10 protein-coding genes and 1 pseudogene are annotated in these 11,923 nt (G+C 56.8%); 5 read left to right on the forward strand and 6 right to left on the reverse strand.

Going from position 1 to position 11,923, the window contains the following annotated elements; genetic code table 11:
• The first annotated feature begins 340 nt into the window (after positions 1 to 340).
• From ACVIIV_RS14900 to ACVIIV_RS14910, 3 genes are all read left to right on the forward strand, one after another.
• Complete coding sequence (locus ACVIIV_RS14900; protein WP_456744862.1) at positions 341 to 2,632, forward strand: DPP IV N-terminal domain-containing protein; 2,292 nt, start codon at positions 341 to 343, stop codon at positions 2,630 to 2,632.
• A 2,094-nt stretch (positions 2,633 to 4,726) separates the two neighbouring features.
• Positions 4,727 to 5,638: an AAA family ATPase gene (locus ACVIIV_RS14905; protein WP_456744863.1), complete on the forward strand. Its 912-nt coding sequence runs from the start codon at positions 4,727 to 4,729 to the stop codon at positions 5,636 to 5,638.
• 2 nt (positions 5,639 to 5,640) lie between these two features.
• On the forward strand, positions 5,641 to 6,114 hold the full coding sequence (locus tag ACVIIV_RS14910) for an AAA family ATPase (RefSeq protein ID WP_456744864.1): 474 nt from the start codon (positions 5,641 to 5,643) through the stop codon (positions 6,112 to 6,114).
• A 266-nt stretch (positions 6,115 to 6,380) separates the two neighbouring features.
• On the opposite strand, the gene ACVIIV_RS14915 is transcribed toward ACVIIV_RS14910, so the two are convergent.
• The 5 genes from ACVIIV_RS14915 to ACVIIV_RS14935 all read right to left on the reverse strand — a co-directional run bounded on the left by ACVIIV_RS14915 (position 6,381) and on the right by ACVIIV_RS14935 (position 8,530).
• On the reverse strand, positions 6,381 to 6,695 hold the full coding sequence (locus tag ACVIIV_RS14915; protein WP_456744865.1) for a hypothetical protein: 315 nt from the start codon (positions 6,693 to 6,695) through the stop codon (positions 6,381 to 6,383).
• Complete coding sequence (locus ACVIIV_RS14920) at positions 6,640 to 7,158, reverse strand: HipA domain-containing protein (RefSeq protein ID WP_456748728.1); 519 nt, start codon at positions 7,156 to 7,158, stop codon at positions 6,640 to 6,642. Before ACVIIV_RS14920 ends, ACVIIV_RS14915 begins: the two co-directional genes overlap by 56 nt.
• A 243-nt stretch (positions 7,159 to 7,401) precedes the next feature.
• A complete protein-coding gene (locus ACVIIV_RS14925; protein ID WP_456744866.1) occupies positions 7,402 to 7,767 on the reverse strand; it encodes a hypothetical protein in 366 nt (121 codons plus the stop codon).
• 145 nt (positions 7,768 to 7,912) lie between these two features.
• A complete protein-coding gene (locus ACVIIV_RS14930; RefSeq protein ID WP_456744867.1) occupies positions 7,913 to 8,095 on the reverse strand; it encodes a DUF4435 domain-containing protein in 183 nt (60 codons plus the stop codon).
• Positions 8,096 to 8,284: 189 nt separating this feature from the next.
• Positions 8,285 to 8,530, reverse strand: coding sequence for a hypothetical protein (locus tag ACVIIV_RS14935; RefSeq protein WP_456744868.1), 246 nt, complete (start codon positions 8,528 to 8,530; stop codon positions 8,285 to 8,287).
• A gap of 105 nt (positions 8,531 to 8,635) precedes the next feature.
• Between ACVIIV_RS14935 and ACVIIV_RS14940 the strand changes: the two are divergent.
• Together ACVIIV_RS14940 and ACVIIV_RS14945 are read left to right on the forward strand one after the other, a co-directional pair.
• Positions 8,636 to 8,877 (forward strand): annotated as a pseudogene (locus ACVIIV_RS14940) (winged helix-turn-helix transcriptional regulator); the annotation flags it as partial.
• A gap of 398 nt (positions 8,878 to 9,275) precedes the next feature.
• On the forward strand, positions 9,276 to 10,448 hold the full coding sequence (locus ACVIIV_RS14945; protein WP_456744869.1) for a redoxin family protein: 1,173 nt from the start codon (positions 9,276 to 9,278) through the stop codon (positions 10,446 to 10,448).
• 627 nt (positions 10,449 to 11,075) lie between these two features.
• Here the strand turns inward: ACVIIV_RS14945 and ACVIIV_RS14950 are convergent.
• Positions 11,076 to 11,342: a hypothetical protein gene (locus ACVIIV_RS14950; protein WP_456744870.1), complete on the reverse strand. Its 267-nt coding sequence runs from the start codon at positions 11,340 to 11,342 to the stop codon at positions 11,076 to 11,078.
• Positions 11,343 to 11,923 lie beyond the last annotated feature (581 nt).

The following is an 11,923-nucleotide window of genomic DNA, read 5'->3' on the forward strand; positions in this document are numbered from 1 at the left end:
AGATGACCGCTGCCTAACCTTGTTCGCTTGACCTGCCGATACTGCCGAACTCCATTCTGTGTTACACATTCGTGTTCGCGTTACTCTTCTTGTGCTCTAACCGCCAAGGGTATCAGTAACAATGTCATAACGCCCGCAGCTTCGATGGCATCATTTCTGCAGGGAGGACTTGGAACGGAGCTCACGGGGGATTGAACCGAAAGCGCACTGGAGATCTTTCGGCGGACGACTTAGCCGCACCCGATCAGCGAGCCTTATTGCTCCTTTCGTATACGGGCACCTTAACGGTCGATCCGTTAGCTTAGAGGAGGAGGAAGCCGTGAACCGCCGGAAAGACACAATGGGACACGAGATCCTGCAGGTAGCGGATTACGAACGAGCGCTTTCGATCAACGGCTACTATGCTCAGCTCACGGTCGATGTCGCGGACGTGCCGTTCTGGATGTCAGATGGTGAGGCCTTTGCTTATTGCCGAAGGGTAAGGGGCCGGCGCCAATTCATCCTAGTGAACGCTGTCAAGGGCGCAAAACAGCTGGCCTTCGATCATGAAAAGCTGGCTGCCGCCCTGACCGGAGCAACGCAGAGGCATTACGACGCTGACAATCTGCCATTCCGTCGCTTTGACCTGGCTAGCGATGGTCGCGAGATCAGCTTCCAGATCGATAACACCAGGTGGAGCTGCGATCTTGTGAGCTACACTTGTCGAGCCCAGAACGCTTCCTCCAAAGTCCATGAGGAGAACCCCTATGCCAGCCCTCCGGTAGAAAATGATCCGGAGGAGAAAAGCGCATCTCCTGATGGTAAATGGCTGGCCTATATCAATAGGCACAATCTATTCCTGTGCAGCAAGGATGGCTCGCAGGACATGCCCTTGACCTGGGACGGATCCGAGAGCAACTATTACGGGTTGTCGACACTGAGTTGGTCTCCGAACTCGCGCTATCTTGCGGGATACCGGTTCCGCCCCGGATACGAGCGTAAGATTCATTTCGTCGAATCGTCTCCGACCGACCAGCTTCATCCGAGGCGCCGGACGATGACGTATCCTAAACCTGGCGACCTGTTGACAGGATCACATCCAGTGCTGTTTGAGATCGGCAGCCGACGCGAGATCCAACTCGACAACAATCTATTCCGAAATCCATACGAACTTTCGCCGATCGAGTGGTGGGAGGACAGTCGAGGTTTCACTTTTAAGTATAATCAACGAGGTCATCAGCTCTATCGCCTTCTAGAAGTGGTAGCAGCCACCGGAGAAGTCCGCTCGCTGATCGATGAGTGCAGCAAGACCTTCGTCGACTATCAGCCGCTAAACATGGACCAGGAGTGCACGGGTAAAATCTTTCAGCATAACGTCGCAGACGGGAAGGAGATCATCTGGGCGTCCGAGCGCGACGGACACGAGCATCTGTACCTTTTCGATGGCCGAAGCGGCGAGCTTAAAAATCAGATCACAAGAGGCAATTGGGTGGTCCGCACGGTCTATTTTGTCGATCCGGTGAGGCGCCAGATCTGGTTTGGCGCGAGCGGAATGAACGCAGGCGAAGATCCTTACTTCATCCATGGCTACCGAATCGACTTTGACGGGACGGGCCTGACTGCGCTCACGCCTCGAGCGGCAAATCATCACATCGAGTTCTCGCCAGATGGCCGCTACTATGTAGACCTGTGTTCACGAATCGACCTTCCGCCGAGCTTGGTCTTATACCGAACCAGTGACAACTCGGAGCTCATGCAGGTCGAAAGCGCCGACATTTCGGAGCTCGTGGCTGCTGGCTGGACGCCGCCGCTCAGCTTTCATGCGAAGGGGAGAGATGGCGAGACTGATATTTGGGGTGTCATTCACCTTCCCATTAATTTCGATCAGACCAAGCGATATCCGGTCGTAGAGAGAATATATGCTGGCCCTCACGGTTCTTTCGTTCCGAAGTCATTCTCGGGCTCGGCCGAGCCGCTCGCGCAACTTGGATTCGTCGTTGTACAGATCGATGGGATGGGGACGAACAATCGCTCCCGAGCGTTCCACGACGTCGCCTGGAAAAATCTGAAGGACGGTGGCCTTCCGGATCGAATCCTGTGGCACAGGGCCGCAAGCGCAAACTATCCGTGGTACGATATTTCAAACCTCGGCATTTTTGGTGCGTCCGCCGGTGGTCAGAATGCGGTGAGCGCACTCCTCTTCCATTCTGAGTTCTACAAGGTTGGGGTCGCTAATTGTGGTTGCTATGACAACCGAATGGACAAGATCTGGTGGAATGAGCAGTGGATGGGCTGGCCTGTCGGCATCGAATATTCACAATCCTCCGCCGTAGACAACGCGCACCGATTACAAGGTAAGCTGTTGCTGATCGTCGGCGAACTGGATGAAAACGTCGATCCGTCCTCCACCTTCCAACTCGCCGACCGTCTTATCGACGCAGGAAAATTCTTCGACATGCTTGTGGTGCCGAACGCAAACCACGGAGTGCCAGGCAATTACTGCAAACTAAAGCTCGTGGATTTCTTCGTTCGCAACATTCGTTGGCAGACACCCCCTAACTGGAACGCGGCTTCGATCGAGCCGCTGAGCCGGTGCTGGATGCGAGGGCGCGATCGCCAAGAACTAATTAGCTCGATCGAATCTCACAAGTGATGTCCGCGTTCTGCGGCAGGACGATTTTGGCCGGATCAGCGTTCGTGTGAAGCGCGGATAACGGTAGGTTATCGGCACCTTCAGGTCGCGAGCAGATCGGGAGGCGCCGCGTAGAAGCTCAACAGCAGAGAGCGAAATGTATTACCCCTGTAACGGGAGATGAGTGGGGGTGTACCAAGTCGTTCGTACCAACTCATGGATCAGCATATTGAGGGTGTTGAACTTCAACAGAATCCCATGGCTTGGAACCTAACAGTTGATGACACCCACGCGTTTCCCGACATCTCCAGGCCAACCAGCTGCTTTTTCTTTGTTTCGGATTGCGGCGTGCGCCTGGAGCAATTGACACCGCGGAGCGTCGTGTTCTTTTCACTTAAGGTGATGGCGCCCGAGAGGATGCATCTCGCAAAGGTCTATTTCTTCATTGACGTGCTGCGGCGCGCCCACTGCATTGACTGGGATCGATCCGAGAGGACGCGGCGCCTCGTAACCGCGCCTTGCGACCGCGAGAGCCGGATCAAGGACGTTGTTTGGAATCCCTCAGCGAAGTTCACAGCAGTCGATCCCGACACGCTTATACGGCGAGAGGCGGACCTTGATCGCCCGACACTTCACCTCTTCCACAACAAGAAGGACGCCTTAAGGCGAGACGAGGTGTGGAATGAGCTGAACAGAGGATCGAGACCCGGAAGGAAGAACGGGGTCCTCGCCACGAGCCGCTTACTGCAGAGCCGCTCAGAACTGTCCCATAGCACAATTAGTACAGCGTGAATGAAAGCTCTGTAGCTCCGGCCCCGTCGTCGCGGCACCGCCGAACCCTCAGTGCTCGGATCCCGTGTTGACGACCCCGCCCCGTAACGGCGCAAAATTCGTCTGAAATCCGTTCCTTCTCGAGCTGCCCGCCCACCCGATAACGCTTCGCCAGCGCTGATGTGATCTCGCGCTTCGCGCGCGTGCCGGTCTTTCCTGCCATGCCGCCACCGAACCGATTCGGTAGCTCCGCCGGAGACACGGCAGGAGTTGTCCGGTAACGATGTTGGGCACAAAGAACGAAAATGCCGCAGCTGTCGATGCATTATGCGGCACCGCGTCGCCGATACCGCTGGCTATTCTTGATTGCCGACGCCCCATGCCGCCTATTATCCACCACATCAGCAGTGATGAGGCGCAACCCAAGAGTCAGCGGACATCATAGTGATCGGTGATGCGGTTGTTAGCGCCAGTGCGGCCGTATCCCGGCGCGGCGGGGCCTATAGCTAGCCCTTGTCCAAAAGGGGGATGTCGGTTGCGAAAAGTCCGGCCAGAGTGTGGCTAGAGCCATTGGCAGAACCGCGATGCGCGTGAATTTCCGCTCGCTAATCTTCCAACTCGCGAGAAGAAGCGAAGCTCATGCTCCCGAGTCTCCTGCAAAGAGCAATTTGAGAGTCGTTTTCGCGACCGGCATGCAACTTTGCTGAAAGATCCGGAAACGAGAGAGGCTGGATGACAAGCAGTGACATCATTCGCCCTTTACACCAACACGGCGCGTGAGGACTGCAGGAGAGAGCACAACTGTGAGCATACTGACAAAGCCCAAACATGCCGTCGCCCTGCTACACGACGCGATTGTGCGTTGGATCCGCTGGAGCCTGCGTGTCCTTACTCGGCTATCGCAGTCGATTGCGCCATTCGGCCCAATCGACGCCGGCCTTGATGGGGCGCACCGTGAGCCGCCAATGAGTTCTCCGGCGTCCGTGCGGCGCCTGGACGGCAAAGCGCAAATTCCTCTAACAACCGTGCGTGGAGTAGAGCGCATCAGACGAAGTAAGGCCAACGACAAACCGTTTCACTCATACTAGGAGCTTCAAATGGGCCATCAAGTTTGCACTGTGCCCGAGTCTGTACAGCTGGTTTTTCAAGATGGCGGTAAGACGCCGCGCGGTTTCGTGGTGGATCTATTCCGGGAGGTGTTCGGCAGACATCAGCGCGATGCCTACGGCCTTTCCATGTTGATCGAACGGCAGGACAAGGCCCACGTGCGGTCCCTTCCCACCGTCAGTTGCAAAGGCGCTCTTCGATGCGGCGCAGGAACGAATCCGAGCTGAAGGACATACGTTGCAAATCACCTCCGAGCCTGCTGGCGAAACCGAGGCGCCAGATCCGTCCGAAATCCAGTTCGAATGGGCCCGTGACGCGATTGCCTGGCATTTCGCCGATATCCCGCCGAACAGCCTCGTGACTATGGTGCGGCAATTTCCCGGCCACATGCGCGCGGACATCCAGATCGCAATCGACAAGCTGTTCGCTTCGCCGGTCCGCTTCTTTGGCCTGCTGCAGCAGCGATGGACTTTGGAGAAGCCTTCATTCGCGCAGCTCCGGCGCGCCGGAAACGATCCCGTCTTGCTGACGTCGCCACAATACCACGAGCTCGACAACGGCGAGGCTACGCCAGTCAAATGCCTGCACAATGGGCTGTGGCTATCCGTGGCGAACGAGTTTCGTTACGCTGTCGTGCTGTCCTATTACCGCGAGCCCATTCAACAATGCGGGACAGACCCAGAAGAGATGATGCTCATTGAGGTCGCGGTGCCCGCCGGCGGGGCCGGCGAGTCTTTCGCGCAGCACTGCTTCGTTGAACTGGAGAGAGCGGTACAATCCGCCGGATCGTACCGTGGCAAGATCCTGTCCTCGAGAGGGATCCGAATTACAGCGGCCGTTCGCGCGGCATTACGGTGCATCGTTGGCCCCGGGTTAGACCGCGCGGACGTGATCCTGCCCGAAAAGGTGCTCAAACTGCTCGATGGAAATGTATTGAGCTTTGTCGGAATGCGCGATGCGCTGCGCCGGCTCGGCCAATCGACACGCAAGGGCATCTTGCTTTATGGCCCGCCCGGCACCGGCAAGACCCACACGATCCGATACCTCGCAACTAACCTGGCTGATCAGACCACCCTAATAATGACAGCCGGGGAGGTCGGTGCGCTCGGTGTATATATGAACCTCGCCCGGCTGTTGCAGCCGGTATAGTGGTGATCGAGGACGTCGATCTGATCGCGCGCGACCGCAATGAGATGCGAGATACGAGAGAAGAAGTGCTGCTCAACAAGCTGCTCAATGAGATGGATGGGCTGAAGGAGGACGCCGACACCCTCTTCTTACTTACCACCAACCGACTGGAAGAGCTCGAGGGCGCGATCGCTGCGCGGCCTGGCCGGATCGACCAGGTCATCGAGGTGCCTTTACCTGATGCTCATGGCCGCGACAAGCTGGTGCGGCTCTATGGCAAACGCCTTCCATTCACGGAGGCCGTTGTCGCTGAAGCCGTGCGACAGAGCGAGGGCGTCAGCGCCGCCTTCATCAAGGAGTTCATGCGGCGCATTGCGCAATCGTCCATCGCGCGCGATGGCGGCAAAACGGTCATCTGCAATGATATCGATCAGGCGCTGGACGCTATGCTGCCGATGAGGGGGCACGGATCGCAGACCGCGCAAGCTGGGCCGTGAGCCGCGACAAGGGGCAGGAGCGGCCACAAAGTGCGCGCGCAGTTGTCCGAAATCGGTCAGTTGGCCGACGTTCAGATCGGCGGCGAGCTGACCGGCGAGTTGGGAGGCGGCTCGTGCGTTAGCGCAGCAGGCGGACCATGAGGCGGCATGCTTTCCGGTGAACCGCCGCGTGTCGACAAGTGGTCGGATTTTGATTGTCCGTGCTCGGTTCCGGGACCACGTGCTTTCCGCCGATAGCGCTGAACATCTGTGCCACTTGCATGCCATCACCTGGGATTAGGCCAGCTTGCGGGACCCTTAAACATCGAGATGAAAACCCAGGGTTCGGGCGGTGCGGTGCCCATCGCGGCCATGGTGTTGAGGCGCTGCGGCGAGAGATGCTTCTCAATCGATGCTTTGAGTGCACCGCGAAACGCGTTTGCCGGTGCCCCTACAAGACCCGGATGCACATTCAGATCACCGGCAGTCGGGACTTTGACATTGCCAAAATGTCCGGCCCCAAGCTGATCGCGCAAGGTCGCGACGTCACGAACGATCGTCTCGAATGCTTCGTCGGCCGCTTTGGATCGCGGGAACGGCACGCAACCCCGAGGGGCCGCCCTCGCTCTGGTACTTGACGGCGGGATGCACGCCGAGCGCCTGGCACATCTCTTCCTGGTGGAATCGTCTGGCGAGGCGATCCTTCGATCTCGCGGTCGTACCAGGTGACGACGACGCGACCTCTTCGCCAAACTTGCCGACCTTAGCTTCGGCCGCCGTGATCCCGAGGTGGTTCGCCAGACGCAGGCACGCGTACTGTTTCTCAGTCGTGCCTCGCAGGTGAGGCATCGGCTCCTGGAGGATGTGCCCCGGCGGCCGCTCGGTACGCCCCACCGCTTTCCGTCGAAGGGTAAGGCCATCTTCGGCCGCGCCGGCGAGACTGAAATGCCCCGGTCGCCAGGCGCGTACCAGCGTCTTGTAGTAATCGAGGTAGTCGTGCCTACGAGCGCGGTAGCAGGCATCAATGCAGGTGCGCAGCGGGCGTCCCGTGGTGGCGCGCAGCAGCTCCTACGGCGTTGTCCTCAGTTGCTTGCACTCAAGATAAGCACGGCATAGTTCGAGGTCGAGGACTTTTTCATGCTCAAATGCTGCGACGAGCAAGCGAGCCTGTCGAGAGGTGTGATGGCTTTTGTTCGCGTTCTCCCTTCCGGAAGGCCAGCTCCCTGAAACCGACCAAGGAACGCGCTAGGCGATCGCAGCAAGTACGCAACAAGATGCGCCTCCTATTCGACGACCTGCTAGAGCGCATCATCGGCGAAGATAACCACCGGATACGCTGGGAATGAGCTTCGACTGTCGCTGATGAACAGTGTGCAGAAATTCTTTGAGTCCGGCCGGCGCTTCGCACTTGGAGCCGAGCACACCGATCGTAATGCCTCCTGAATTGACGCCATTTGCATTACCGAGCTTGCTGAAGTGAACTGAGTTTTGAGCCGCGCGCTCAGCGGCTAGCAGTTCCAGCCATTTCATGAAAAACAACAGATTGAACTTGCCACGATAGCGCTTCTGCGGGTTCAACCCGGTAAACTCGGCCTTGAGCGCGTCGAATTGCTCCGCGCTCATCTGTTCATCGAAAATAACGATCTTCTCCGGGCCGATTGCAATGGGTTTCACAACGACAAGTGCGACTTGAGCCGCGTTGTTGAGCCGATTGGGCAGGTTCTTCTTGAGTTCGAAACCCCTCCTTCTCCCGACAAATAGACGGAATTGATTGCTTCGGTCGCTACTAGAAATTCGGCTAGCCCTGCGTCGAACACTGCTATGCAAGCACCGCGTACATCCGGCTCGGCAGGACAGTGAAATCGTCTTTCAACAGTTCCTCCAATACCTCCCGCGTGACTAAATAGTTCTCGATGGAATACTGATCGGTGCAGAATGTAGTGGCTGGATCGGATTGAAAGCCGCGGAAGTCATCGAAGTCCCGGTCAACAAAGAAGTACACCCGCGCTGCAAGGGCACCGAGGTCTCGTTTCAGATCTCACGAAATCCGCTTTCCCCCGCATGGAATGGCTCGTAGACGAGATCGTCGCGAAAGCGTCTGACCCATTGATAATAGGCGCCCTTGTTCCGAGCACCTCGAGCGGCGGTGCATAGATGCCGGCCATATCGAAGAAAACGGCACCGGAGATTATTACCCTCGTGGAAGGACGATTATGACCGGGCCTTCGTGACGGTGAGGTGAATCCTCTGCCCATCCTCCAGAAAAACAGCCAGTAGCGGGCAGTCGCTCGTGGTCTGCTGATGGAAACCGCCGCCTTGCGCTGCCCGATGGAATAGAGGCTTCCGTGAAATCCTCCGCAAGAATTGCCAGCAGGTCTGAAAGCATGGTGGTTGCAATGGCTTTGATTTCCCTGCGCTCCTTATCTTCATTCAGCATACTCTTGTCCTGAACCTATTTGCGGCGCACTTTCCTGAGGTTCGGACGATGTCCTGCATCGCACAGGAATTTCGCGGCGGAATTCACCTCAGGCGGGAGCTGATCATGCGATATGATCGAAATAGACGCCAACATCCTAGACATTGTGCAAAAGAACAACCGCCTGACTTGCGAGGTGCTCGGCGAAATGGCCGGGCTTTCTGCTACCGCCCTGTCAACGACGACTGAAGAGGCTCCACTCAGAGGGCATCATCGAAGCCGACGTCTTAATCGTCTCGCCGAAGGCGGTGGGAAGACCTATTCCAAAGCTTGTGCTGGTCACCCTGGAGCGGGAGCGCGCCTCCCTTGCGACGATCCTATCTGCCATTGCTACATGATGCGTTAGGGCGGCGGCAGTCCTAGACAAGTGGTCTTGCCGGATCGGCTAGCATGAAACCAAGCGCTCAGCCACAACGATTTCGTGATCCAACTTCTGACACCGGACAAAGTCTGTCAGGTTCAAAACACCGGCTGCTTTTGGGGCGCCTTGGAGTTTTCAAAGCGTAGTCAGGCGCTTGATGCGTGCTTACCGAGATGGCACGTCTGTTGCTATTGGGATGCAGAAACGCGGAGTGAGGGCCGAGCGCAGACCAGATGCGCAAACGAGTGATGCTCGCCTTCTCTTGAACCCGTGTGCTCTGTTTCTGAGAGAGACAGGCTAGCACACAAAGTCGCGCAACGAGTGGCAATAGTTTTGGAGAGCAACATGGTACTGCACATGGAATCCCCAGCTCCCCCGATCAAGGTGGAGAACTGGCTGCGAGGCGAGCCCCTCACGAGCTTTCAGCCCGGGAAGGTGTACATCGTCGAATTTTGGGCAACTTGGTGCGGACCATGTGCGGCAGTGATGCCTCATCTAGTAGAGCTGCAAGAGAAATACAAAGACAGCGGACTTGAGCTGCTCGGCGTCGCAGCTTACGAACAAGCTCCAACGGCGGACGAGGCCCGAACAAGCTTGGACGCGTGGTTGACCGACAAGTTCTCGAACCTGAACTTTCGGATCGGGTTCGACTCCACAGGCGAAATGAACAAGCTTTGGATGGATTCCAGCTTTTCTGTCGGGATTCCCACCTCGTTCGTCGTTGATCGTGACGGCCACATCGCCTTTATCGGTCGTCCGATGCAGCTCGATGACGTCTTGCCGAAAGTTCTTAACGGCAGCTGGCGGACCAGCGATGAAGCTAAAGCCGCCGACACAGAGCGGATCGAAACCGGACGACGCGAAATGGATGAAATGACGCGCAAGCGGGCGCTGACTGAGCCGATTCTCGCCGCGATGAAGGCGGAGGATTGGGCAAAGGCGGTTTCGGCGGTCGAAGAGGCCCTCGCGGTGATGCCGGACGACCTCAACTTCCGCGCGCGCCATGCGGATCTGTTGCTTCACAAACTGCGCAACATGCAGACTGGCTTGCCGGTTATGAGGCAATTCGCTCGCGACGCGATCGACAAAAACAATGAGGTGTGGATGGAAGAGGCGCTGCGCCAACTCTTCAATCCGGCGAATGACAACTCCCACGTCCCGTCTGCCGAGCGCTTTGCGATGGGCAAAGAGTTGTCCGAACACATTCTTGCGCTGAATCCTCCGCACCGGGACGGTGGCCTCAAGTACCTGACCTATGGGGCGGTCGCGCAGTATTATTATGAGAGCGGCAACAAGGATCGCGCAATCGAATTGGTCGAGGTGGCGTTGAACTCGCTAGGCGGTCCTGAGCCTATCCCCGACGAGCTGAAACAGCACGTCACGCCGCCGTTGGTCGAAGCGCTGGCCAACTACAATGGTGAGAAGGATTGCTATGAGAGTGTTTGTGCAACTCCGCAAGGCGGGTTTCCGAGAGCGTCAAAGCGCAGGCAACGGAGCAAACAGAAAAAAGAAGGGTGATAGTCGGAATTGCTCGCTGGCCATCATCCATTTCTCGCGGCGAGTGGCAACCAAATCTGACGGTCTGACGGTTTACACGAAAATGCTAAACGACTCCTCCGGCATCAAAATGCTCGTGCCCACAGTCATCGGGTCGGCCGGGCCGAGGCGGGCATCGCCACGCTTCTGCAGACAGATGAAGATGAATGTTGTCAATCCGCATGCATGGCTCTCACAAACTCTCGAACGGCTCGCGCAGGCGGACAACGTCTAAAATCGCTGCTCTCATGCTGTAGAAACCCGCGAAGCTTGAGCCGCTTCAGCCGTCCCTGCGTGCCAACCGCCCGCCGGCTCCTGGCTAAAGGCTATCGAGCCCTCAGGAGAACAAACCGACGGCTCGAAGACCAGGCAAAGGGGTAATAAGACGAACCCAATTCGCGAAATATGTGCGCCCATTTCCAGATCCTCCGGACGGCGCCGATCAAGCAAAGTATTGCTCTAGATTACAGCTATTGCTGAGCTCGGGAAAGCTGGTTTGCGGTGATCCGGATGCGTATGCCTACGTCGAATCTCCGGCGGCTCGGAAGAACAGCGCAATGCTCCCAACAGCGAAAAGAGCTTCGGGTATGGGTACCCAGATCAGTGAACCTAGGAAATGCGGGGATTCAATCCGAACAATAGCGGGAGATCACAATACGACGCATATGCAAGTATGAGCATGCCAACAATGCTCGGCATCACTGCAACAAAGCCAAGCTTCTGTCCCAGCAACGAAGCACCAAAGCCAAGACCCGACAATTCAGCTACATAAAAGATGAAACTAAAACCAATGAATGCCTTTGTAAGCAGATCATCCGCCCCTACACCTACAGCATAGATATCTGCCAAATTGCCAAGGCACAACACGATTAGCACCAGAGCGAATCCGCTGGACATCCATCGAAGCAGCAAGACTATATTTGTATCTCAGGGATGCGTAGCCCCGTACATGCAAAATGAACGTGGCAAAAAAGCGAGCGTCACAATAGTGAATGCGAGGAAGTTGAGTGTGATCCCCGGCTGTAGTGCATTCAGAGCCCGCAACACGGATTGCTGAATAACAATCGAAAGAAGGAAGCAGAAACCCCATATGGCCGCCCGCTGACGTCGGCTGCTCAGATCATCTTGCATTTTTAAAGTATAGCAGACCGAATGACTTGAAGTCGTTGTCCAACGGGCCGCGACACTGGGCAATCATACTTTGGGTCGCAAAGTCCGGCGCATAGCCGAGGTGAACCAATGGCAAGTCGTAGATCAAAAGCTTGAAACGTTGCGTCGGCGCCGAGCTTTACACCGTTACGCTCGGCCACGAGCCTCACGTATCCACGCAGCACGTTTTCCTTGAAGAGCAGAGCACTTCATGCTGTTCGTGCGTATGACGAGATACGGGCCGGCAGGCAACGTAGTAGCTGGTCAGTAGCTGGCACCAGAGCTCTGTCTTTCGAACGGCAAGGAGA

The sequence above is a fragment of the Bradyrhizobium sp. USDA 4354 genome, assembly GCF_054060315.1.

Coding starts and splice junctions, on each gene's coding strand:
- ACVIIV_RS14900 (WP_456744862.1), top strand. CDS start 341: ATGGGACACGAGATCCTGCAGGTAGCGGATTACGAACGAGCGCTTTCG.
- ACVIIV_RS14935 (WP_456744868.1), bottom strand. CDS start 8,530: ATGCTGAATGAAGATAAGGAGCGCAGGGAAATCAAAGCCATTGCAACC.
- ACVIIV_RS14945 (WP_456744869.1), top strand. CDS start 9,276: ATGGTACTGCACATGGAATCCCCAGCTCCCCCGATCAAGGTGGAGAAC.